Here is a 22288-nt window from a genome sequence, read left to right on the forward strand (position 1 = left end):
TTTTTCACTCTCCTATTATCATATAATCATGTCATCAAATGAAATAAGGGTATGAAATCCTTTTTTTGAAAAATATTTTCTCATTCCATCTCTATAACTGATTAAAATAAAATCCCCTCCCCAAGCTCCTAAACTTTTTACCAAACCTAAATAATCTGGAAAATATGTTTCTTTTATAGTAGGAATATCTAATATGTCGGATATAATCTTTTCATGTTTCAACAAAAGTTCCTCAAATTCTTTTAAAGTTTTACAAAAAGGAATTTTTTTGGTAATAGAAGATATGAAATCCATTCTTTTACTAAAGATCTTTAAATCTTTTTTTTTTTTTAGAAAAAATCGGATACTTTCACAAGTATTCTGTTTCTTATTTAGATATAAAAAAAAAAGTTGTTCTTTAAATGGGGGATTAAAATCTATAGGAATAACATGAGGTCCTTTATTTTTTAATCTTCTAAAAATTATAGGTTTCGAATAATATCCACAAGCAATATCATATCCACTTCCTGGAAAATTTTTTTCTAATAATAAATGAGGTTTTACTCTGGACCATTTGGCTATATTACTAATCAAAGTAGAACTACTTCCTAATCCCCAATTTCTAGAAAATTCTAATTTCGTTTTTACATATATTCCAAATGTATTGGAAAGAAAATTTTTTTGAATTTCTCTAGATTTTAGCAATAAATTTCTTAATCGAAAAGCAGTTTTTTTTTCTGTTTCATAACAGATATCTAAAGAAGGAAGTTGAAAGATTCCCTCAAACCAAAGTTGATCTTTTTCATCAAAACTCTTCCATTGTAAAAATTCAGAAGATAAAGTAGAAAAACAGGGAGAGTCATTTTTATAATAAAAAATGGTAAATGATTGTCCTTTAATTGTGGGTAAAGCTAAACCAAAAGCTCCATGCAAAATTAAATACTCTCCTGTTAATAACAATTTTCCATGACTATAATAATAAAAAAAATGTAAATCTTTTAATTTCATATTTTTAATTATTCTTTTTTATAATTTTCTTTATTATTCCTTGTAAAACGTTTCCTGGTCCTACTTCAATAAATGAAATCGCCCCTTTTTTTATCATATTTTCTATTGATTGTTTCCATTTAACAGGAGAAGTTAATTGTTCGATAAGATTTTTTTTTATTTCATCAGAATTACTCACTGATTTAGCGGTTACATTTTGATATATTGGACATGTAGAATCTTTAAAAGTAATTCTTTCTAGAAAGATTTTTAATCTTTTTTTAGCTGGTTCCATAATAGGAGAATGAAATGCTCCATGAACGGGAAGTTTTAAAATTTTTTTAGCCCCAATTTTTTCTAAAGAACTACAAACTCTTTTCAAAGCTTTTTCTTCTCCTGAAATTACTAATTGTCCATGACTATTATAATTAGCTGGAACAATAATTCCAGGATCTTTTTTACAAACATTTTCTATGATTTCATCTTCTAATCCAAACACAACTGCCATCCCTCCATATATAGACTCACATATTTCTTGCATTAGACTAGCTCTTTTTTCTACTAATTTTAATCCATCCTCAAAAGAAAATACATCAATGGCAGTTAAAGCAGAAAATTCTCCAAGAGAATGTCCAGCTACCATATCCGGATAAAAATCATTTAATATTTTTGCTTGTATTACTGAATAAATATAAATAGCCAATTGTGTATACTTAGTTTTTTTTATAATTTTCATGCTAGAACCATCGAACATGATGTTTGTTATGTTAAATCCCAAAACGTCGTTGGATAGTTGAAACAATTTTTTTGCTAAACTAGAAGTTTTGTATAAATTTTTTCCCATTCCCAAAAATTGGGATCCTTGACCTGGAAATATATAAGCCTTCATATTCCTAATAAATTTTTAATTTGAACAAAAATTAATAACGTTTTATAATGAAAATCACGGACACTCATACTCATCTATACATGCAACAATTTGATGTAGATAGAGATGTAATCATACAAAAAGCGATATCTAATGGAATAGATAGATTTTTTCTTCCTTCTATAGATAGCTCAACTATTCCTAGAATATTAAAATTGGAAAAAAAATATCCGAAAAGATGTTTTTCCATGATTGGATTGCATCCTAACAAGGTACATCCAGAAAATTTAGAACAAGAATTAAATAATATCAAAAAATGGTTAGATCTACATTCTTTCATTTCTTTAGGGGAAGTTGGGATAGATTTTCACTTAGAAAAAAAATTTGTTCTGGAACAAGAATATGCTTTTCAAACTCAAATAAAATGGGCAAAAATGAAAAATTTACCCATAATTATTCATTGTAGAAAAGCTTTTGATCAAGTTTTTAATATTCTAAAAGAATACTATTCTACTACAAAAGGAATTTTTCATTGTTTTTCCGGAACTTTAGAACAAGCAAAAAAAATTATTGATTTTGGATTAAAACTAGGCATTGGAGGGATTATCACTTTTAAAAAAAACAATCTCAGTCACTTTTTACATAAAATTAGTTTAAAAAATATCGTATTAGAAACAGATTCTCCATATTTATCTCCCGTTCCATTTAGAGGAAAAAGAAATGAACCCATTTATATAAAAATAGTTTTAAAAAAACTTTCTCAAATTTATTCTATTCCAGAGGAAAAAATAGCTGATATTATTAATATAAATGTACAAGAACTTTTTTTTAATTAAATCATTTTATCCGGTTTGACTAATTTATCAAATTCCTCTACGGTTAAATATCCTAACCTAATAGCTTCTTCTTTTAAAGTCGTATTATTCATATATGCACATTTTGCAATTTTTGCAGATTTTTCGTATCCTATGCTTGTGTTAAGTACCGTCACTAGCATTAAAGATCTCTCTAGTAGTTCTTGAATCCTTGCATGATTTGGAGTAATTCCTTGAACACAAAGATTGGAAAAAGAAATGCTAGCATCTGACAAGAGCTGTGCAGACTGTAAAAAATTATATGCCATTAAGGGTTTAGAAACATTGAGTTCATAATTTCCTGAGGCCCCTGCTATAGAAATAGCCATATCGTTCCCTATGATTTGTGTGCAAACCATCATAAGAGCTTCACATTGTGTAGGGTTTATTTTTCCAGGCATAATAGAAGATCCAGGTTCATTTTCAGGAATGAAAATTTCTCCTATTCCGGAACGAGGTCCAGAAGCTAGAAAACGGATATCATTTGATATTTTCATTAAAGAAACAGCTATTTGTTTTAGAGAAGCATGAGATTCTACTATGGCATCATGAGAGGCTATAGATTCGAATTTGTTATCTGCCACTTTAAATGGAAGTCCAGTATATTGACAAATATAGTCAATAACTTTAAAATCATATCCTTTAGGTGAATTTAATCCAGTTCCTACAGCTGTTCCTCCAATAGATAATTCAGAAAGATGATCTAAAGTTTTTTTAAGAGAATTTAACCCGTGATTCATTTGAGAAACATAACCGGAAAATTCTTGTCCTAAAGTTATAGGAACGGCATCCATAAGATGAGTTCTTCCTATTTTAATCACATTTTTGAATGAATGACTTTTTTTTTCTAATGTGTTACGCAATTTTTCCAGAGATGGAATGGTTTGTTCTACCAATTTCTTATAAGAAGCAATATGCATAGCGGTCGAATAAGTATCATTAGATGATTGAGACTTATTAACATCATCATTAGGATGTATAATAAAAGACTTACTCTTTCCAAGCTTTTCCTCAATTAAAACTTTAGATCTATTAGATATCACTTCATTTACATTCATATTAGAATGCGTCCCAGATCCAGTTTGCCATATCACCAAAGGAAATTGATCATCTAATTTTCCTTCTAAGATTTCTTCACAAACCAAAGAGATCAAGTCTTTTTTCTTTTTTGACAAAATACCTAATTCAAAATTAGTATGTGCAGCCGCTTTTTTTAAAATAGAAAAAGCGTAAATAATTTCCATAGGCATAGATCCTTCCGGTCCAATTTTAAAATTATTTCTTGATCTTTCTGTTTGTGCTCCCCAATACTTATCCACAGGAACTTGAACTACTCCCAATGTATCTCTTTCTGTTCTAAAAATCATTTTCCTATTTTTTTTTTTACGAAATTAATAAACTTTATATAAAAAAAATTCTAATTTTTTATTAAATTTTATCAACTTTGATCATGTATGATAATTAAATTTATAGGATTTTTACTTTTCCTACTCATAGCCATCTCTGGATTTTGGTGTGTCATTTTTTTATCTTTTTTTAGTATATATTGGCTTATCAGTGTAGTAGGAATTAACATTATAAAAAAAATTGAAAAAAAAAATAGAAAATAGAATAGCTTTTTATGAAAAAAAAATATTTAAGAATAAATATTTTTGGATCAGTCTATTTTTTTCTATATGGATGTTTTTTTTTGATACAAATTCTTTGGTTTTGCACTGGAAATTTAAAAAAAATATAAATAAAATGATCTCAGATAGAGATTCTTTAAAGAGAAAAATTTTTTTGGAAGGAAATCATTTAAAAAAATTAAAAACAGATTCTAAATATCTGGAAAAATTAGCTAGAGAAAAATTCTACATGAAAAAAGAAGATGAGGATTTATTTGTCATAAAAAAAAATTGACGTTAATTTTTTTTAACGTCCCATATACACTAACAAAATACTTAAATCTGAAGGAGAAACTCCGCTAATTCTTGACGCTTGTGCTAAAGAATTTGGACGATGATAAGCTAATTTTTCTCTACCCTCTAGAGAAAGAGATGGGATTTTTCCATAATCAAAATTTTCGGGAATTTTAAGATTTTCAAGTTTTAACAATTTTTTTGCATTTTCTTTCTCTCTATCAAGATATCCCCTATATTTAATCTGAATAGATACTATCTCCAAAATTTCTTGAGAAAAATTATTTTTTTCTATATTTTTTTTTAAAAATGGAATAGAAATAATATCGTGGATCTCAATTTCAGAACGGGATAGAATCCTATCTATTTTTTTTTCATGAAATATGATTGGAGATTTTTTTTCAATCAAAATAGGATTGATAATTTTTGGTTTTAAATTCTCCTTTTGAAAAAAAGAAAGACATTTTTCTATCTGAGATTTTTTTTTATCTACTGCTTTCATTTTTTCATATGAATTGAGCCCAATTTCATATCCCATTTTGGTTAATCTTTCGTCTGCATTATCTTGACGTAATAACATTCTATACTCAGCTCTTGAAGTAAACATTCTATAGGGTTCTTCTGTTCCTTTTGTGATCAAATCATCTATTAAAACCCCTATATAAGCTTGACTTCTTTTAAGAATAAAAGGTTCCTTTTGATGAATTTTTAAATGAGCATTAATTCCTGCAATTAAACCTTGTGCGGCAGCTTCTTCATATCCCGTTGTTCCATTAATTTGTCCAGCAAAAAAAAGATTACCAATCAACTTACTTTCTAAAGTAAATTTTAATTGTATAGGAGGAAAATAATCATATTCAATTGCATATCCAGGTCTTAACATTTTGGCTTTTTCAAATCCTGAAATGTTTCTCAAAGCTTGATATTGGATTTTTTCTGGTAAAGAAGTGGAAAATCCATTTATATAGACTTCTACAGTATTCCAACCTTCTGGTTCTACAAAAATATGGTGTTCTTCTTTATCTGGAAATCTATAAATCTTTTCTTCAATAGAAGGACAATATCGAGGACTAACACCTTGAATAGATCCTGTAAAAATTGGAGAAAATTTTAAATTTTTACGAATTAAATCATGAACTTTTTTATTGGTAAATGTAATATGGCATTTACGTTGTTTTTTTAATTTTATAGTCTTTGAAAAAGAAAATTTCTTAGGATTTAAATCTCCTTCTTGAGATTCCATTTCATGGTAGTTTAAAAAACGTCCATCTACTCTTGGAGATGTTCCTGTTTTCATTCTTCCATATCGAAATCCTAAACTTTTTAATTGCTCCGTGATCCCTTTAACTTCTTGTTCCGCTATCCTTCCTCCACTAACGATTTTTTTTCCAATATGAATTTTTCCATTTAAAAATGTTCCATTTGTAAGAATAACCGATTTTCCCTTAATTTTGATTCCAAAAGAAGTTATAACTCCTTTTACTTTTTCCTTTTTTACAATTAAAGAAATCACTGTATCTTGGTATAGATCTAATTTTGAATTTTTTTCTAGAAAAGATCTCCAATGATTAGAAAATAATTTTCTATCACATTGAGCTCTTGGACTCCACATAGCAGGCCCCTTAGATTTATTTAACATTCTAAATTGTATCATACTATAATCTGTAATTATTCCGGAAAAACCTCCTAAAGCATCTATTTCTCTTACAATCTGTCCTTTTGCTATTCCTCCTATAGCTGGATTACAAGACATTTGACCGATTGTTTGTAAATTTGTAGTGATTAGTAAAGTTTTGGATCCCATATTAGCAGAAGCAGATGCAGCTTCTGCCCCAGCATGACCGCCTCCAACCACAATTACATCATAAACACTTGAAAATAAACACATGATTTTTTCAAAATTGAAATAAAATTAAATAAAACTCCTCTTTTTTCTTCATAAGTTTTTCATTGATTTGATCCTCATATCCCAAAAAATGCAATATTGCATGTATCATAACTCTTTTTAATTCAACTTGAAAAAATTGATTCCATTGTTTAGAATTCTCTAAAACACGATCTATGCTAATAAAAACATCTCCGGATATCTTATGAGAAGGAGGAGTAGAAGAATAAGCAAAAGCGATGACATCTGTATAAAAATCTTTTTGTAGATATTTTTTATTTAAATTTAAAAGATAATGATCATTACAAAAAATATAATTAATATTTCCAATTTCTTTTCCTTCATTTTTTAATATAAGATAAATAGTTTGAATAAAAAGAGATTTATTTGTAATAGAAAAGTTAGAAATCTCGTAAAAAAAATTAATCATAAAAAAAATTTTTTTATTTTTACGATCATAAGAGTTCATAATTAAATGAAAAAAATAAGAAATGCGATTCCAAATATCTTTACTTTATTAAATCTCCTTTTTGGATGCATTTCTATAACTTTTTTACAATCAAAATGTTTTGAATCTTCTGCTATTTGCACCATATTTTCATTGACTTTTGATTTTCTAGATGGATTTCTTTCTAGATTCATGAAAAATGAAAGTAAATTAGGTAAAGAATTAGACTCTTTAGCAGATATGATATCTTTTGGTTTAGTTCCATCTATTATTGTTTTTATGATATTGAAAAATATAGAAAAACACCAAAAAATTCCATTCATTGAATGGTCAGCTTTTCTAATTGCTATATTTTCTGCATGGCGTTTAGCGGAGTTTAATATACACAACTCTTCTAGAAAAAATTTTGGATTAACTACTCCAGTAAATGCTTTGTTTTTTACTTCTTTATCTATTCTAAAAAGTAGAAATACAGATTTTCTTGTTTTATCTCCTATAAAAATGCTTTTTACGATTTTCTTTTCTTGTTACTTTCTCATATCTAGAATAAAAATGCTTCCCTTGGTTTTTGAAGGTATTTCTTGGAAAAAAAATAAAATACGTTATTTATTTTTATTGATTAGTATATTTCTTTTATTAATTTTACACTTAATAGCGTTACCATGTATTATCATTTTTTACATTATAACTTCAATTTATTTTCATAGATTTAGAAAAAATTCACATTAACACATGAAACTACGACTATATCGTCCTATATGCTTCTTCGATATAGAAGCTACAGGAGTCAATATTGGAAAAGATAGAATCATAGAAATATCTATATTGAAAATATTTCCAAATGGAAATCAGGAAGATAAAACCTGGCTTGTTTTTCCTGAAATACCTATTCCACCAAAATCTACAGCTATTCATGGAATTAAAGATGAAGATGTTGCAGGAAAATTACCATTTAAAGATGTAGCCATTCAGATTTTTAGAATGATTGAAAATACGGACTTAGCGGGATATAATTCTAATAGATTTGATATTCCTATTTTAGTGGAAGAAATGCTACGTGCTGGAATATCTTTCGATATCAAAAAACATAAAACAATAGATGTTCAAGTCATTTTTCATAAAATGGAACCTCGAACTCTTTCAGCGGCTTATAAATATTATTGTAAAAAAAACCTTATAAAAGCTCATAGTTCCAAAGCCGATACATTGGCTACATACGAAATATTGCTAGCACAACTAGAAAAATATCAAGATCTAAAACAAGATGTAAAAAGTTTAAATCAATTTTCCCACCAAAAAAATTTAGCGGACCTTGCTGGTTTTATAAAGATAGATGAAGAAGGAAATGAAATATTTAATTTTGGAAAATATAAAGGAGAAAAAGTTTATGAAATTTTCGAAAAAGATCCAAATTATTATGGTTGGATACAGAATTCTAATTTTCCCTTATATACAAAAAAAATATTAACAGGTGTTAAATTACGGAAATTTAATAAATAATTATTTAGAAAGATCTTCTAATTTTTTTGAAATAAAAAGAGTTAAATTTTTCCCCTGCAACAAATTTTTGGATAAAAGAGTTAAATTAAAAACCTCTTGAATGAGGATTTTTTTATTCTCATCTTTTGGTTCCTTTAATATTTTTTTTATTAAAAGATGATTTGTGTTAACAATTAATTGATAAAATTTATCTTGATCGTTTTCCACAATTTTTCTTCCTAGAGTATTCATTTCTTTCATCCTTCGTAAAAATTCTGGAATGATAATTAAAAAAGGAGAGTCTTTTTTTGATAAATTTTCCAACTTTACGGAAAATTTATATTCTTTCATCAAATGAGTGTTGATAAGATTTTTTAAATCTTCTTTCTCTTTTTCAGAAATTTCTGAAGAATACTTTTCTTCTTTGTGAATTAATTTATCAATAGGATCTGAATCTATACGAACAAAAGAAATATCTGGATCATCCATTTCTAGTTTTTGGATCAAATGGACTGTAAGTGGACTATTCAAAATTAAAACTTCATAAGATCTATCTTCCGCGTTTTGAATATAACTATATTGTTTTTCTTTGTCTGAAGTATAGAGAAAAACAATTTTTCCATCTTTGTTTTTTTGAAAGTTTTTTATTTTTTCTTTGAATTCTTCCAAAGTAAAAAACATTCCATTTATAGTAGAAAAAATAAAGAACTTTTTGGCTTTTTCAAAAAAGTTTTTTGTACTAATCATTCCATATTCTACGATGAGTTTTATATATTCCCACTTTTTTTGAAAGTTTTCCCTATCTGTTCTAAACAGAGAATCTAGTTTATTCGAGACCTTTCTTGTAATATATTTTGATATATTTTTTACAGATGGATCTGATTGAAGATGAGAACGTGATACATTAAGAGGAATGTCAGGAGAATCAATCACTCCTTTTAATAAACTGAGAAAATCTGGAACCACTCCCTCTAAGTTATCCGTAATATAAACTTGATTTTTGTATAAATGTATTCTATCTTTCTGAAAGTCAATTTTATTTTCTATTTTTGGAAAATATAAAATTCCTGTTAAACGAAAAGGATGATCTATGTTTAAATGAATCCAAAATAAAGCATTTTCTAATTGATTTGGATATAGTTCATGATAAAAATCTAGATAGTCTTTGTCCTTTAAAAGGGTAGGATTTTTTTTCCAAGCAGGAGTAGTATTATTAATGAATATCTCTTTCTCCTTTTCTGTTGAAGATAGATAGATAATTATAGGCGTAAATTTACAATATTTTTGAAGCAATTTTAAGATACGATCATATTCTAAAAATTCTCTGCTTTCTTCATTAAGAAAAAGAACTATTTCCGTTCCTCTATCTCTTTTTTCTATTTCATTCATCCTGAATGTTGGAGTCCCTTCGCAAGACCAAAAAATAGAGGGGGAATTTTTTTCATAAGATTGAGTGTAAATAACTACTTTACGAGCTACCATAAAAGAAGAATAAAAACCTAATCCAAAATGTCCAATAATAGAAAAAGATGCAGAATTTTTATATTTCTGAATGAATTCTTCCGCACCAGAAAAAGCGATTTGATTGATATATTTTTCTACTTCTTCTTTCGTCATTCCAATCCCATTATCAATGATATGAATCGTTTGATTTTTTTTATCAATTTTTACTTTGATTTTTAAATCATCAAGAATTTCTTCTATTTTTCCTAATTTTTCTATAGTTCTTAATTTAAGAATAGCATCCGTTGCATTGGATACTAATTCTCTTAAAAAAACTTCTTGATCTGAATAAAGAAATCTTTTAATGATAGGAAAAATATTATCTGAAGTAACACTAATCTTATCCTTTTCCATAAAAATTCTAGGTTTTTTATGTATGTAAATAATAAAGAAAAATTACAAAGATTATACCATTTCAAATGAAAAAGACATTATGTCAGTCCTATATTGGTATTTCTGGTTCTGGAAGAAAAAAAGAATCAATAAACTTTTTTCCATTAAATTCTTTTAAATCTTGTATTTTTTCTCCTATTCCAATATACTTAATAGGAACTTGAAACTGATCCATTATTCCTATAACTACGCCACCTTTAGCTGTTCCTTCTAATTTAGTTAATATTATGGAAGAAATTTTTACAAAAGAAATAAATTTTTTTACTTGTTCAAAAGCATTTTGTCCTGTAGAAGCATCCAGAACAAGCATGATTTCATGAGGAGCTTTAGCGATAACTTTTTTCATTACTCTACTTATTTTAGCCAGTTCTTCCATAAGACCAATTCGATTTTGCAATCTACCGGCTGTATCAATCAATACTACATCCATCTTTTTAGATTTAGCAGATTGTAAAGTATCGTATGCGACAGACGCAGGATCCGCATACATATGTTGTTTTATTAGTGGAACATTAGCTGTATCTGACCAGATTTCAAGTTGATTTATAGCTGCTGCACGAAATGTGTCCGCAGCTCCTATAATCAAATTAAATCCTTTTTTTTTTAGAAAAAAAGCCAATTTACCAATTGTAGTAGTCTTTCCAACTCCATTTACTCCGACCATCATAATTACGTATGGTTTTCTTTCTTCTTCTATTTTTTTTTCTAAACATTCATTTTTAATATTCTTAAATAGAGATTCAATTTCTTCTTTAAGAAGTTGATATAATTCTTGAATCTTCCCCCCATACTTTTCCTTTTGAATTCTTTTTTCAAGATTATGAATAATCTTGATAGTAGTTTTTGTTCCTATATCTGAAGATAACAAGACTTCTTCTATATGATCAATAAAATCTGTATCTAATTTTGATTTTCGAAAAAAAAGACTCTTTATTCTAGAAAAGAAGGATTCCCTAGTTTTTTTCAATTCACGATCAAATGTTTCTTTGTTTTTTATAAAAAACATGATATCTGTGATTTATTTCGAAATTAGTTATTTTTTTTAAAAAAATTCTTGACCTCGTTATCAGTTAACATTTTATCTTCAAAAGTATAAGAACCAGATTTTTTTGATTTAATTATTCTAATAGCCAAAATCATTTTTTGGGAAATTTTTTTCTTTTTCTTTTCTGTAATTTTTTTAGACATATTTATTTAATTTCTTTATGAAGAGTATATTTCCTCAGTATAGAATTATATTTCTTTAATTCTATTCTTTTAGGAGTATTTCTTTTATTCTTAGTAGTCACATATCTAGAAACCCCACCAATCCCACTTTTTTTCTGTTCACTACATTCCAAGATTATTTGAATCCGATTTCCTTTTTTTCCCATTAATATTTATATTTGAAACGTTTTAATGCTTTTTCGATTCCTATTTTATTAATAAGTTTAATAGCAGAAGTACAAATTTTTAAGGTAATCCATTTTTTTTCTTTTGTTAAAAAAAAACGTTTTTTACATAGATTTATGTTGAAACGACGTTTATTTTTGTTATTAGCATGAGATACTTTATTCCCGATCATAGCTCTCTTTCCTGTAAGTTCACAAACTTTTGACATAATTATTTTTTTGACTAACTTTAGTCTCCAAAATTAGCTAATATAGGTCAAATATACCAAAAAATCACAACCTAACTTATTTTCCATGTCAGGACACAGCAAATGGGCTAATATACAACATAGAAAATCTAATCAAGATTTTAGAAAATCTAAAAAGTTTTCTAAAATCATTAAAGAAATTTCTATTGCAGTTAAAGAATCAGGTTTAAATAAAACTTCGTTTCGTTTAAAAAACGCTCTACTCAATGCAAAATCCGTTAATATTCCTAAAAATACTATAGAAAGAGCTATACAAAAAGCTTCACAAGCTAATACGAATCATTTTAAAAATTTAAATTTAGAAGGACAAATTTACGGAATTAGCATGATTATAGAATGTATGACAGACAATCATATTAGAACTACTTCTGACATAAGAATTTTTTTTAAAAAAAAAGGAGGAAGATTATGTCATAACGGAGAATTGGTTCATTTGTTTAATCGCATAGGAATTTTTTCAATAAGAGAAAAAAATATACCTAACTCTATGGAAGATTTTGAACTTATGATTATAGATTTTGGAGCAAAGGATCTTCTAAAAGATGAAAAAATAGTTTACATATACACAGATTTTGAATATTTTGGGACTATGAAAAATTATTTAGACAAATTGAATATCCCCCATCAATCGATAGTCAAACGTATAGCAAAACACCCAAAACATATTTCAGAAAAGGAGGAAGAAAGAATATTAAATTTCATGAAAGAAATTGAAAAATATGAAGATATAAAAAATATATATTCTAATATAGTCCAAACATGAAAGTAAGATGTCCTATCGCATTTTTTTTTGAAAGAATGAGGAAAGTCCGGACACCATAGAGCAGTACAATGGGTAATACCCATCCACCGAAAGGTGAGGAATAGTGCAACAGAAAGAAAGTACAGGAAAGCTGTAGTGAAATCATGTAAACTCTGTACGGTGAAATGCCATGTATACCGGATAATTGGCTCGATTTATACCGGGGGGTCGGCAGATAGAGATAGTGGGCAACTACTATCCTAGATAAATGATAGAGATTAAACAGAATCCGGCTTATAGTCTTACTTTCATGTTATTTTGGAGAGATGGCCGAGAGGATTAAGGCGCACGTTTGGAAAGCGTGTTCACAGAAGTGTGTCAAGGGTTCGAATCCCTTTCTCTCCGCAGTAGTTTTTTTTAAGAGTTCTCTATATCTCTTAATTTTTTTTCAAGTAAGTTTTTCCTGACTCCCATTACCATATCTATATCTTTAGAAGCTGCTTGTAATTTATCTTGTGCTTGATGAAGTAAAAATCCAAATTTTGTAAACTCCTTTTTTACAGTTTCTAGAATACTCCACACTTCAGAACTTCTTTTTTGAATGGCTAATGTTCGAAAACCTATTTGCAAACTATTTAACATAGCTGCAAATGTAGATGGTCCTGCAATTACTATTTTGTACTTTCTTTGCAATTCTTCTAATAAACTTGAATTTCTTACAATTTCTGCATATATACCTTCAAAAGGTAAAAAAAGAATAGCAAAATCAGTAGTATGTGGAGGATCTATGTATTTTTCCTTAATGTCTTTGGACATTTTTTTAAGAACAGATTCCATATTTTTTTTAGCCATTTCTAATTTTTTCTTCTCTCCGAGACTATAGGCAATTTGTATTTTTTCATAAGTTTCCTTTGGAAATTTTACATCAATTGGTAACCATATAATATTTCCATCTCCCAGCCCTGGAAGTTTAATAGCAAATTCTACTACATAATTTGTACTAGTTTTAGTAATGACATTGCAGGCGTATTGTTCTGGAGCCAAAATTTGTTGTAAAAGCATAGAAAGTTGCATTTCACTGAAACTTCCACATACTTTTACATGATTTAAAGTTCTTTTTAATGCATTCACATCTTGTGCTAAAATTTTCATATCTCCCAATCCATTCTGTAAGAATAACAATTGATTTCCAATAAATTCAAAAGATTTTCCCAAATGTAAATTCAAGGATTTTTGAAGTTTTTCATTTACACTTTCTCTGATATCTTCTAATTTCTTTTCTGTTAATTTAACTAATTTTTCTTGTTCTATATGAACCGCATTTAATTTATGAGATTGATTCTCAAAAGAGAGATTCATTTTTTCCTCAATAGAATTTTTAAAATCTCTTGTAGATTGAATCAGACCATCTTTGAAATCTTTCAAAGTATTTGCTAACTCATTTCGCTGATCTTTTGATTCCTCCCTTAAAAGAATTTCCAGTTTTCTAAAAAAATAAAGGAAAAAAACAAAAAAGAATAATAATAAAATTCCTAAAGGATAGTAGATTACCATAAAATAATCTCAAGAATTCTTTGTTTTAGAAGAAGAAATAAATAGCGGGAATAGGACTCGAACCTATGACCTTCGGGTTATGAGCCCGACGAGCTACCAACTGCTCCATCCCGCGAATCCCGTAATATAAAGTTTTTTAGTTATAAAACAAAATTATCGATAAAATTTATTTTATCCATTCATAGATATTAGAAATTCTTCATTATTTAGAGTTCTAGCCATACGTGATCTTAAAAATTCCATAGCTTCTACAGGATTCATATCGGAAAGATGTTTTCGTAAAATCCACATTCTTTGTAATGTATTGGAATCTAATAACAAATCATCTTTTCTAGTACTAGAAGAAACCAAATCAATAGCCGGATAAATTCGTTTGTTTGCAATTTTTCTATCTAATTGAAGTTCTTTATTTCCTGTTCCTTTAAATTCTTCAAAAATAACCTCATCCATTTTAGATCCTGTATCGATCATAGCAGTAGCAATAATAGATAAAGAACCTCCATTTTCTATATTTCTTGCTGCTCCAAAAAACCTTTTTGGTCTATGCAGAGCATTTGCATCAACTCCTCCTGATAACACTTTTCCAGATGCAGGAGCAACAGTGTTATAAGCTCTAGCTAAACGTGTTATAGAATCTAATAAAATAACTACATCATGAGAACATTCTACCATTCTCTTAGCTTTTTGCAACACAATATTAGCTACTTTCACATGTCTTTCTGCAGGTTCATCAAAAGTAGACGCGATCACTTCTCCTTTAACATTTCGTTGCATATCCGTTACTTCCTCTGGACGTTCATCAATAAGTAATATAATCAAATAGACTTCTGGATGATTAGCTGCAATAGCATTAGCTATTTCTTTTAATAAAGTAGTTTTTCCTGTTTTTGGAGGAGCCACAATCATTCCTCTTTGTCCTTTTCCTATAGGAGTAAAAAGATCGACTATCCTTGTAGAAAGAGTTGCATTTTTTTCAGCCAGTTTGAATTTTTCATTTGGAAATAGTGGAGTCAAATGTTCAAAAGAATCTCTTTCTCTGACAAAAGAAGGAGGCCTCCCATTTATTTCAAGAATTTTAATCAAAGGAAAATATTTTTCTCCATCTTTGGGTGGACGAACTTCTCCTCTTATAGTGTCTCCCGTTTTCATTCCAAAAAGTCTAATTTGAGATTGAGAAACGTAAATATCATCAGGAGATGATAAATAATTAAAATCAGAAGATCTTAAAAATCCATAATTTTCTGGCATAATTTCTAATACCCCTTCACTAATTATAATGCCCTCAAATTCATATTCAGGAGTACGATATTTATTAGTAATTTTCTGTGAAAATCCACTTTCTGATCCAGTAGAAAATTCTGATTTATCATTTTTTTTCCAATTTTGAAAATATTTTTTTTTGGATTTTCCAATTTCTTCTGAAGGTTTTGAATAATTTTTGAAATTTTCTTGATTGGTTAATTTTTTTTTCCCATTAATATTTTCTAAAAATGTGGTCTTTGACTCCGTATTTTTTCTACCTTTAAATCCTTTTTTTAATAAAGAATTTTCTATCTTTGGATTTCTTGTAGATGTTGTATTTTTATTATTACTATTGAAAATGGAAATAATTTTTTCTAGGAGTTCGTTTTTTCGTAATTGTGTGCATTTTTTTAATCCTGAAGAACGAGCAATCTCCTGTAATTCAAAAAGTTTTTTACTTTTTAATTCAGTAATATCAAACATAAAGTAATTGGGTTATATTTATGCCACTCTTGGCTTAATAAGACAGTATAACAATTATACAAATTAATTTGAACTTCTAGAGAATAAATTAGAAAATATTTTTTACCTATGTTCTATCGGATACAAACTTTTTATTTATTTATATCCATATTAGTTTCTTCTATTTCTTTACATTTTTATCCATATTCAAAAAAAAATATCCAGCATTCCTTTTTTTTATTAGATAAATTCATTTTAATTTTTATAATAACATGTTTAATTCTATCTGTTTTAAGTTTTCTTTTTTTTAAAAAAAAACCATTACAAATATTTTTCAATGGTCTAAATATACTTCTAAATAGTACTACTTTTATATTGATTCTTATTTTTTCATGTTTTCAATCAAATAAATATTTCCTGTTTTCAAGAACAACTAATCTTTTTCTTACATTTTTATCTATATGTTTCTTATATCTTTCTAGTCAAGAAATCAAAAAGGATATAAAATTAATCCATTCCATGAATAGAATACGATGACAGATGAAATAGATATTTCAAATCTTTTTACTAAAAAAAATGAAAAACATTTCATTAATTAAGAAATTTGAAATTCTTGAAAAAGAATTTCATAAAATTTCAAATTCCATTATACAACCTCATATTGTATCTAATCAAAAAAAATATAAAACATTATTAAAAAAGTATCGAAACTTAGAAAAAATAGTAACTATTTATGAAAAATACAAAAAAAAGTTAACAGCTCTTCAAGAAGCTAACTTTATTTTAAAAAATGATTCAGATCCAGAAATGAAAGAAATAGCTTTTTTGGAAAAAAATAAAATTTTAGAAGATCTGTCTGATATTGAAAAAAAATCAGATAATCTACTATTTTCTCTTTTTCCTACAGGAAAAGAAAATAGAGTAGAAGACGATCATAGAAACGCTATTGTAGAATTACGTTCTGGAACAGGAGGTGATGAGGCTTGTCTTTTTGTAGAAGATATATTACGAATGTATATAATGTATTTTAAACAAGTAGGTTGGAAATATAAAATTCTCCATGCTCAAAAAGGAGGAATACAAGGTTACAAAGAAATAATTTTAGATGTCAGTGGAAAAGAAGAAGTTTATGGAAATTTAAAATTTGAATCTGGAGTACACAGAGTTCAAAGAATTCCAAAAACAGAATCTCAAGGTAGAGTACACACATCTGCTATCACTGTAGCAGTTCTACCTGAGATAAAAGATATAGAAATGAAAATTCATATATCGGATATAAAAAAAGACACATTTCGATCCAGTGGATCTGGAGGACAACATGTCAATAAAACAGAATCAGCTGTACGATTAACACATATTCCAACTAAAATCACAGTGGAATGTCAAGAAGAACGTTCGCAACACAAAAATTTTGAAAAAGCTATGAACGTTTTACGATCACGTATTTATCAAAATGAAAAGGAAAAAAGATTGAAAGAACGATCTATTAAGAGAAAATCTTTAGTTTCTACAGGAGATAGATCCGTAAAAATACGAACCTATAATTATCCTAAAGGAAGAGTGACGGATCATAGAATTCATAAATCCATTTATAATCTTGTAGGATTCATGAACGGAAATATTCAAGAAATGATTAATTTCTTAAAATTATCTGAAAAAAATCAATAATTCGGATTTGATTCATTTTTATAAAAATTTGAATCTAAATGAAGTGTATCTAAAAAATTTGTATTATAATTTCCTTTCAAAAAGTTATTATTTTGCATAAGCTGTTTATGAAAAGGGATAGTCGTACGAATCCCTTCTATTACAAATTCATCTAATGAACGACGCATTTTTTCAATAGTTTCTTTTCTACTTTTTGCTGTAGTGATAACTTTAGCAATCATAGAATCATAATAATGTGGGACTCTATATCCTGCATAAACATGGGTGTCTACACGAACCCCTTTTCCTCCTGGTAAATGCATTTGAGTAATTTTCCCAGGCATAGGACGAAAATCTTGAGAAGGTTCTTCTGCATTAATTCTACATTCCATAGAATACATTTTTGGATAAAAGTTTTTTCCAGAAAGTTTTTTTCCATTAGCTAAAAAAATTTGTTCTTGTATAAGGTCTAAACCAGTTATTTCTTCTGTAATAGGATGTTCTACTTGAATTCTAGTATTCATTTCCATAAAATAAAAATTACGATTTTTATCTACTAAAAATTCTATCGTTCCTACTCCTTCATAACGAATAAATTCAGCAGCTTTTATGGCTGCTTCTCCCATTTTTTTTCTCAAAGAAGAAGTTAAAAAAGGAGAAGGGGCTTCTTCCAACAGTTTTTGATTTCTTCTTTGAATGGAACAATCTCTTTCGGATAGATGACAAGCTTTTCCATATTGATCACTAATAATTTGTATTTCTATATGTCTTGGATTGAGAATTAATTTTTCTATATACATATCTTTTTTTCCAAAAAAAGCAAAAGATTCTTTTTTTGCTTCTTCCCAAGAACGTTTTAATCCTTTTTTATCTAAAACAGATCGTATTCCTTTTCCACCTCCTCCAGAAACCGCTTTGATAATGAGAGGATATCCTATTTGTTCTGCAATTCTTTCTATTTCCTTATAAGAAGATTTTAAAAAAAAATCTGATCCAGGAAGACACGAGATTCCAGCTTTTTTCATAGTTTTTTTAGCTGAAATTTTATTTCCCATCTGAATAATATGATTTGGAAGTGGACCGATAAACTTAATTCTATGTTTTTTACACATAGATGAAAAATATGCATTTTCAGATAAAAAACCATATCCAGGATGAATGGCATCTGCATTTGTAATTTCTGCCGCAGATATTAAATTTGGAACATTTAAATACGATTGATATGGAGAAGCAGGACCAATACAGACTGCTTCATCTGCAAAATAAACATGAAGACTATGTTTATCGGCGGTAGAATAAACCGCTACCGTTTTTATCCCCATTTCTTTAGCCGTACGTATCACTCGTAAGGCAATTTCTCCACGATTAGCAATTAATATTTTTTTAAACATACATTGATGATGTCTCCTTTTAATAATTAGGATCTAACATAAATAAAGGTTGATCATAATCAACTGGAGTAGAGTCTTCTACAAGAATTTTTACGATTTTTCCATCTACTTCAGATTCTATATCATTAAATAGTTTCATAGCTTCTATTACACAAATTTTTGTTCCTATTTTCACCTGATCGCCTACTTTCACAAAGGGATCTTTATCTGGATGAGGTCTACGATAGAAAGTTCCAATCATAGGAGATTTAATAATAATGTACTGATTTTTATCAGATTTTTTTTCCATTTCTAATTTAGAAAACCTATCGGAAAAATCCGAAATAGGAGAATAAACTCTTCTGTTCCTGGATAAAATTGGGTTCAATAACTTTTTTCTTTTTTTTCTGTTATTCTTAATATGAATTTGAGTTTCTCCTATCTTCACTCTTATTTCACGAATATTAGATTTAGAAATCAATTGAATCAGTGATTTAATATTTTTAAAATCCATAAATTTTACCGAAGATCTACCTATTATTATGATTACATGGATGGATTATCTTTTTTCAATACCATTTTTCCTCTATAATAGAGTTTTCCTTCATGCCAATAAGCATGGTGATATAAGTGTTTTTGGTGATTTAAAGGACATGTAACTAATAATGGTTCCTGTATTTTTAAATGAGTTCTTCTTTTATTTCTTCTAGATTTAGATTGCCTTCTTTTAGGATGTGCCATGATAATGTACTCTTTTAATAAATCACTAATAAAAATAATTTTTTTATATTTAATGATTGTAATCCTAATCAATTTTTCTTTATTTTTTTATGCATCAATTAACTAAACGTAGTGTGGATTATTCCAAATGGTATAATGAAATTATCATTAGATCTGGTTTAGCAGAATTTTCCGGAATTCGTGGTTTTATGATTATAAAGCCATATGGTTTTTCTATATGGGAAATCATCAAAAAAACATTAGACAAAATGTTTAAAGAAACGGGACATAAAAATGTTTATTTTCCTATGCTTATTCCTAAATCTTCTTTTTCAAAAGAAAAAAAACATATTGAAAATTTTTCTAGAGAATGTGCTATAGTCACGCATTGTAGGTTGAAAAAAAATACAGATAGAGAAGAATTAACTGTAGATCCAAAATCTAAACTTCAAGAAGAATTAGTGATTCGACCTACTTCTGAAAGTATCATATGGAAAACTTTTAGACATTGGATTCATTCTTATAGAGATCTTCCTCTTCTTTTGAATCAATGGGGAAATGCTATTAGATGGGAAATGCGAACCCGTTTATTTTTAAGAACTTCTGAATTTTTATGGCAAGAAGGTCATACAGCTCATTCTACTGAAAAAGAAGCCATAGAAGAAACTAAAAAAATATTAAATATTTATGCAGATTTTTCTGAAAAAATTATGGCAATTCCTGTAGTTCAAGGAATTAAACCTTACATGGATAAATTTTCTGGTTCTGAAACAACATTTAGTCTAGAGGCCATGATGCAAGATGGAAAAGCGTTACAAATTGGAACTTCACATTTTCTTGGACAAAATTTTTCAAAAGCTTTCGATGTGAAATTCACTAATAAAAATGGAAAGAAAGAATATGTCTGGTCTACATCTTGGGGGGTTTCGACTAGATTAATAGGTGGAATAGTTATGTTACACTCAGATGATCATGGACTGATATTACCTCCCAGAATAGCTCCTATACAAATAGTTATTATACCTATATATAAAAACAAGCAAGAATTAAGTAAAATAAATGAAATAGCTGAAAGGATCCAAAACATTATAGAAGAAAAAGGATTCAGTGTGAAATATGATAACAGAGAGATTTTTACTCCTGGATGGAAATTTCATGAATACGAAATGAAGGGGGTCCCTATACGAATTAACATTGGATTGGATGAAATCATAAAAGAAAAAGCAGAAGTTTTTAGAAGAGATACTTACGAAAAAGTAGATGTTTCTTTGAATCAGATTATCACTTTTATTCCACAACTTCTTGAGAAAATACAAAAGAATCTCTATCAAAGAGCTTTAACTAGAACAAAAAAATTGACCATGATTTCAGATCATTATGAGGATTTTAAAAAAAAAATAAACAGTGTAGGAGGTTTTATCCTTGCTCATTGGGATGGGACAAAAAGTACAGGGAAAAAAATTCAAGAAGAAACGGAAGCTACTATACGTTGTATTCCAATTTCTACTAAAAAAGAAGAAGGAAAGTGTATTTATTCTGGAAATCCTTCTTCTCAAAGAGTTTTTTTTGCAAAATCTTATTAATTTAAGGAAATTCAATCACGTTTAGTTTTCCTATAAATCTATTTATAGATGGAAATTTTTTTTTTTGCAGAAGATCAACTAATTCTTTTCTCAATCTATCAAAAACAGTAACCCCTTCTTTTATAAATTGTGTTCCTATTTGAACCGCTGAGGCTCCACACAATATGTGTTCAAAAATATCTTTTCCGGAACAAATTCCCCCACAACCTATTATAGGAATCTCTTTTCGGAGATAAGTATAAAATTGACGAATATTTGCTAATGCAAATGGTTTGATAGTTTTTCCTCCTATCCCTCCAAAACCCATTTTTGGTTGAATTACCACAGTTTCTTTCTTGATATCAATGAAAAGACCATTAGGTAAACTATTAATACAGGTAACAAAGAAAATAGGATATTTATTTAAAATACAAGCCATTTTTTTAATATGTCTATTTTCAAAATAAGGTGGCAACTTAACTCCTAAAGGTTTTTTATAAAATTTAAATATCTTTTCGAAAAAATTCGAAATATGATTAAAATCATAACCTAATACTTTATCTTTTCCAATAATATTTGGACAAGATAAATTTAATTCTACTGCACTGATACGGGAAGAAAGATTGGCTTTATGAAGAAGAAGATAATTTTCCTCTATAGAAAGTCCTGATATAGATAAGAAAAAAGGTTTTTTAAGATTTTTTTTTTCTAAAAAATCTAAATAAAAATCTATTCCAAGATTTGGGAGGCCCATAGAATTAATGCTTCCAATATTCCATCCAAAATATCTAGGTTCTAAATTTCCTTTTCTTGGTTTCAAGGTACAACTCTTTGTTACAACAGCTCCTGAAGAGCTAGTAATCAATTTTTTAAGATCTTTTTCTGTAGTACAAAGTACTCCTGAAGCATTCATAATACAAGAAGAAAGTTGGATCCCATTTATATCAGCAGATATATCTATTTTCTTTTTTTTCATGATCATAGAAATTGTATAAGTAATATAATACAAAACCCACAAGGAGAAAATTTTTAACTTTAACCAAAAAAGGTTTT

The 22288-nt window shown here is 27.9% G+C and carries 24 protein-coding genes, 2 tRNA genes and 1 other RNA gene; 10 read left to right on the forward strand and 17 right to left on the reverse strand.

Going from position 1 to position 22288, the window contains the following annotated elements; all coding sequences use genetic code 11:
* Positions 1–18 precede the first annotated feature (18 nt).
* On the reverse strand, positions 19–987 hold the full coding sequence (locus H0H45_RS00495) for a GYDIA family GHMP kinase (protein ID WP_185866669.1): 969 nt from the start codon (positions 985–987) through the stop codon (positions 19–21).
* Between the two features lie 4 nt (positions 988–991).
* Positions 992–1855, reverse strand: a complete 864-nt coding sequence (gene fabD, locus H0H45_RS00500) for an ACP S-malonyltransferase (RefSeq protein ID WP_185866670.1) — start codon at positions 1853–1855, stop codon at positions 992–994.
* A gap of 47 nt (positions 1856–1902) precedes the next feature.
* Between fabD and H0H45_RS00505 the strand changes: the two genes are divergently transcribed.
* Positions 1903–2670: a TatD family hydrolase gene (locus H0H45_RS00505; protein ID WP_185866671.1), complete on the forward strand. Its 768-nt coding sequence runs from the start codon at positions 1903–1905 to the stop codon at positions 2668–2670.
* Here H0H45_RS00505 and fumC read toward each other — a convergent pair.
* Complete coding sequence (fumC, locus tag H0H45_RS00510; protein ID WP_185866672.1) at positions 2667–4055, reverse strand: class II fumarate hydratase; 1389 nt, start codon at positions 4053–4055, stop codon at positions 2667–2669. The genes H0H45_RS00505 and fumC overlap by 4 nt on opposite strands.
* Before the next feature lie 313 nt (positions 4056–4368).
* Here fumC and H0H45_RS00515 point away from each other — a divergent pair, with 313 nt between their 5' ends.
* Complete coding sequence (locus H0H45_RS00515; RefSeq protein ID WP_185866853.1) at positions 4369–4590, forward strand: FtsB family cell division protein; 222 nt, start codon at positions 4369–4371, stop codon at positions 4588–4590.
* 12 nt (positions 4591–4602) lie between these two features.
* On the opposite strand, the gene mnmG is transcribed toward H0H45_RS00515, so the two are convergent.
* Both mnmG and ybeY read right to left on the reverse strand, forming a co-directional pair.
* The gene (mnmG, locus tag H0H45_RS00520) at positions 4603–6477 is read right to left on the reverse strand and encodes a tRNA uridine-5-carboxymethylaminomethyl(34) synthesis enzyme MnmG (protein ID WP_185866673.1); all 1875 of its coding nucleotides are present in this window, start codon (positions 6475–6477) and stop codon (positions 4603–4605) included.
* 7 nt (positions 6478–6484) lie between these two features.
* Positions 6485–6904, reverse strand: coding sequence for an rRNA maturation RNase YbeY (gene ybeY / locus H0H45_RS00525; RefSeq protein ID WP_185866854.1), 420 nt, complete (start codon positions 6902–6904; stop codon positions 6485–6487).
* A 45-nt stretch (positions 6905–6949) separates the two neighbouring features.
* Here ybeY and H0H45_RS00530 point away from each other — a divergent pair, with 45 nt between their 5' ends.
* Both H0H45_RS00530 and H0H45_RS00535 read left to right on the forward strand, forming a co-directional pair.
* Positions 6950–7651 carry a CDP-alcohol phosphatidyltransferase family protein gene (locus H0H45_RS00530; RefSeq protein WP_185866674.1) on the forward strand — a complete coding sequence of 234 codons (702 nt, stop codon included), beginning with the start codon at positions 6950–6952 and terminating at the stop codon, positions 7649–7651.
* A 3-nt stretch (positions 7652–7654) separates the two neighbouring features.
* Positions 7655–8422 (forward strand): 3'-5' exonuclease, encoded by a 768-nt coding sequence (locus tag H0H45_RS00535; RefSeq protein WP_185866675.1) that lies wholly within the window; start codon positions 7655–7657, stop codon positions 8420–8422.
* Here the strand turns inward: H0H45_RS00535 and htpG are convergent, their stop codons facing one another.
* From htpG to rpmB, 5 genes are all read right to left on the reverse strand, one after another.
* Positions 8423–10258, reverse strand: a complete 1836-nt coding sequence (gene htpG, locus H0H45_RS00540; protein ID WP_185866676.1) for a molecular chaperone HtpG — start codon at positions 10256–10258, stop codon at positions 8423–8425. It abuts the gene before it with no gap.
* An 88-nt stretch (positions 10259–10346) separates the two neighbouring features.
* A complete protein-coding gene (gene ftsY, locus H0H45_RS00545) occupies positions 10347–11303 on the reverse strand; it encodes a signal recognition particle-docking protein FtsY (RefSeq protein ID WP_185866677.1) in 957 nt (318 codons plus the stop codon).
* Positions 11304–11326: 23 nt separating this feature from the next.
* On the reverse strand, positions 11327–11485 hold the full coding sequence (locus H0H45_RS00550; RefSeq protein ID WP_185866678.1) for a DUF4295 family protein: 159 nt from the start codon (positions 11483–11485) through the stop codon (positions 11327–11329).
* Positions 11486–11487: 2 nt separating this feature from the next.
* On the reverse strand, positions 11488–11670 hold the full coding sequence (gene rpmG, locus H0H45_RS00555; RefSeq protein WP_185866679.1) for a 50S ribosomal protein L33: 183 nt from the start codon (positions 11668–11670) through the stop codon (positions 11488–11490).
* Entirely contained in the window at positions 11670–11897 is a 228-nt protein-coding gene (gene rpmB, locus H0H45_RS00560) for a 50S ribosomal protein L28 (RefSeq protein ID WP_185866680.1), read from the reverse strand. The genes rpmG and rpmB overlap by 1 nt, the downstream gene beginning before the upstream one ends.
* A gap of 85 nt (positions 11898–11982) precedes the next feature.
* Between rpmB and H0H45_RS00565 the strand changes: the two genes are divergently transcribed.
* From H0H45_RS00565 to H0H45_RS00575, 3 genes are all read left to right on the forward strand, one after another.
* The gene (locus H0H45_RS00565) at positions 11983–12699 is read left to right on the forward strand and encodes a YebC/PmpR family DNA-binding transcriptional regulator (RefSeq protein WP_185866681.1); all 717 of its coding nucleotides are present in this window, start codon (positions 11983–11985) and stop codon (positions 12697–12699) included.
* An RNA gene (gene rnpB / locus H0H45_RS00570) (RNase P RNA component class A) lies at positions 12699–12991 on the forward strand. The genes H0H45_RS00565 and rnpB overlap by 1 nt, the downstream gene beginning before the upstream one ends.
* Before the next feature lie 7 nt (positions 12992–12998).
* A tRNA-Ser gene (locus H0H45_RS00575) sits at positions 12999–13083 on the forward strand.
* Between the two features lie 12 nt (positions 13084–13095).
* Here the strand turns inward: H0H45_RS00575 and H0H45_RS00580 are convergent.
* From H0H45_RS00580 to rho, 3 genes are all read right to left on the reverse strand, one after another.
* Entirely contained in the window at positions 13096–14232 is a 1137-nt protein-coding gene (locus H0H45_RS00580; protein WP_185866682.1) for a DNA recombination protein RmuC, read from the reverse strand.
* Positions 14233–14274: 42 nt separating this feature from the next.
* Positions 14275–14347 (reverse strand) — tRNA-Met (locus tag H0H45_RS00585).
* Positions 14348–14403: 56 nt separating this feature from the next.
* Positions 14404–15957 (reverse strand): transcription termination factor Rho, encoded by a 1554-nt coding sequence (rho, locus tag H0H45_RS00590; protein WP_185866683.1) that lies wholly within the window; start codon positions 15955–15957, stop codon positions 14404–14406.
* 108 nt (positions 15958–16065) lie between these two features.
* Between rho and H0H45_RS00595 the strand changes: the two genes are divergently transcribed.
* The gene (locus H0H45_RS00595) at positions 16066–16473 is read left to right on the forward strand and encodes a DUF4293 family protein (RefSeq protein WP_185866684.1); all 408 of its coding nucleotides are present in this window, start codon (positions 16066–16068) and stop codon (positions 16471–16473) included.
* Between the two features lie 39 nt (positions 16474–16512).
* A complete protein-coding gene (gene prfA / locus H0H45_RS00600; protein ID WP_185866685.1) occupies positions 16513–17604 on the forward strand; it encodes a peptide chain release factor 1 in 1092 nt (363 codons plus the stop codon).
* On the opposite strand, the gene accC is transcribed toward prfA, so the two are convergent.
* Genes accC through rpmF form a run of 3 tightly spaced genes read right to left on the reverse strand, consistent with a single transcriptional unit; the run spans position 17598 to position 19694 of the window.
* Positions 17598–18974 (reverse strand): acetyl-CoA carboxylase biotin carboxylase subunit, encoded by a 1377-nt coding sequence (gene accC / locus H0H45_RS00605; protein ID WP_185866686.1) that lies wholly within the window; start codon positions 18972–18974, stop codon positions 17598–17600. The genes prfA and accC overlap by 7 nt on opposite strands.
* 19 nt (positions 18975–18993) lie before the next feature.
* Positions 18994–19467, reverse strand: coding sequence for an acetyl-CoA carboxylase biotin carboxyl carrier protein (gene accB, locus H0H45_RS00610; RefSeq protein ID WP_185866687.1), 474 nt, complete (start codon positions 19465–19467; stop codon positions 18994–18996).
* Positions 19468–19499: 32 nt separating this feature from the next.
* Positions 19500–19694, reverse strand: coding sequence for a 50S ribosomal protein L32 (gene rpmF / locus H0H45_RS00615; protein ID WP_185866688.1), 195 nt, complete (start codon positions 19692–19694; stop codon positions 19500–19502).
* An 89-nt stretch (positions 19695–19783) separates the two neighbouring features.
* Between rpmF and proS the strand changes: the two genes are divergently transcribed.
* Positions 19784–21256, forward strand: a complete 1473-nt coding sequence (gene proS / locus H0H45_RS00620) for a proline--tRNA ligase (protein WP_185866689.1) — start codon at positions 19784–19786, stop codon at positions 21254–21256.
* Position 21257: 1 nt separating this feature from the next.
* On the opposite strand, the gene H0H45_RS00625 is transcribed toward proS, so the two are convergent.
* A complete protein-coding gene (locus H0H45_RS00625) occupies positions 21258–22217 on the reverse strand; it encodes a dihydroorotate oxidase (RefSeq protein WP_185866690.1) in 960 nt (319 codons plus the stop codon).
* Positions 22218–22288: the final 71 nt, after the last annotated feature.

The sequence above is a fragment of the Blattabacterium cuenoti genome (assembly GCF_014252095.1).
Taxonomy (GTDB): domain Bacteria; phylum Bacteroidota; class Bacteroidia; order Flavobacteriales; family Blattabacteriaceae; genus Blattabacterium; species Blattabacterium cuenoti_F.

What these genes read in the sequence shown, in the direction of transcription:
- accB (WP_185866687.1), bottom strand. Translation starts at nt 19,467, where the DNA reads ATGGATTTTAAAAATATTAAATCACTGATTCAATTGATTTCTAAATCT.
- H0H45_RS00550 (WP_185866678.1), bottom strand. Translation starts at nt 11,485, where the DNA reads ATGTCTAAAAAAATTACAGAAAAGAAAAAGAAAAAAATTTCCCAAAAA.
- rpmG (WP_185866679.1), bottom strand. Translation starts at nt 11,670, where the DNA reads ATGGGAAAAAAAGGAAATCGGATTCAAATAATCTTGGAATGTAGTGAA.
- rho (WP_185866683.1), bottom strand. Translation starts at nt 15,957, where the DNA reads ATGTTTGATATTACTGAATTAAAAAGTAAAAAACTTTTTGAATTACAG.
- H0H45_RS00580 (WP_185866682.1), bottom strand. Translation starts at nt 14,232, where the DNA reads ATGGTAATCTACTATCCTTTAGGAATTTTATTATTATTCTTTTTTGTT.
- htpG (WP_185866676.1), bottom strand. Translation starts at nt 10,258, where the DNA reads ATGGAAAAGGATAAGATTAGTGTTACTTCAGATAATATTTTTCCTATC.
- rpmF (WP_185866688.1), bottom strand. Translation starts at nt 19,694, where the DNA reads ATGGCACATCCTAAAAGAAGGCAATCTAAATCTAGAAGAAATAAAAGA.
- ybeY (WP_185866854.1), bottom strand. Translation starts at nt 6,904, where the DNA reads ATGATTAATTTTTTTTACGAGATTTCTAACTTTTCTATTACAAATAAA.
- proS (WP_185866689.1), top strand. Translation starts at nt 19,784, where the DNA reads ATGCATCAATTAACTAAACGTAGTGTGGATTATTCCAAATGGTATAAT.
- mnmG (WP_185866673.1), bottom strand. Translation starts at nt 6,477, where the DNA reads ATGTGTTTATTTTCAAGTGTTTATGATGTAATTGTGGTTGGAGGCGGT.
- H0H45_RS00515 (WP_185866853.1), top strand. Translation starts at nt 4,369, where the DNA reads ATGTTTTTTTTTGATACAAATTCTTTGGTTTTGCACTGGAAATTTAAA.
- fumC (WP_185866672.1), bottom strand. Translation starts at nt 4,055, where the DNA reads ATGATTTTTAGAACAGAAAGAGATACATTGGGAGTAGTTCAAGTTCCT.
- H0H45_RS00595 (WP_185866684.1), top strand. Translation starts at nt 16,066, where the DNA reads ATGTTCTATCGGATACAAACTTTTTATTTATTTATATCCATATTAGTT.
- H0H45_RS00625 (WP_185866690.1), bottom strand. Translation starts at nt 22,217, where the DNA reads ATGATCATGAAAAAAAAGAAAATAGATATATCTGCTGATATAAATGGG.
- H0H45_RS00495 (WP_185866669.1), bottom strand. Translation starts at nt 987, where the DNA reads ATGAAATTAAAAGATTTACATTTTTTTTATTATTATAGTCATGGAAAA.
- H0H45_RS00565 (WP_185866681.1), top strand. Translation starts at nt 11,983, where the DNA reads ATGTCAGGACACAGCAAATGGGCTAATATACAACATAGAAAATCTAAT.
- ftsY (WP_185866677.1), bottom strand. Translation starts at nt 11,303, where the DNA reads ATGTTTTTTATAAAAAACAAAGAAACATTTGATCGTGAATTGAAAAAA.
- accC (WP_185866686.1), bottom strand. Translation starts at nt 18,974, where the DNA reads ATGTTTAAAAAAATATTAATTGCTAATCGTGGAGAAATTGCCTTACGA.
- H0H45_RS00505 (WP_185866671.1), top strand. Translation starts at nt 1,903, where the DNA reads ATGAAAATCACGGACACTCATACTCATCTATACATGCAACAATTTGAT.
- H0H45_RS00535 (WP_185866675.1), top strand. Translation starts at nt 7,655, where the DNA reads ATGAAACTACGACTATATCGTCCTATATGCTTCTTCGATATAGAAGCT.
- rpmB (WP_185866680.1), bottom strand. Translation starts at nt 11,897, where the DNA reads ATGTCAAAAGTTTGTGAACTTACAGGAAAGAGAGCTATGATCGGGAAT.
- H0H45_RS00530 (WP_185866674.1), top strand. Translation starts at nt 6,950, where the DNA reads ATGAAAAAAATAAGAAATGCGATTCCAAATATCTTTACTTTATTAAAT.
- prfA (WP_185866685.1), top strand. Translation starts at nt 16,513, where the DNA reads ATGAAAAACATTTCATTAATTAAGAAATTTGAAATTCTTGAAAAAGAA.
- fabD (WP_185866670.1), bottom strand. Translation starts at nt 1,855, where the DNA reads ATGAAGGCTTATATATTTCCAGGTCAAGGATCCCAATTTTTGGGAATG.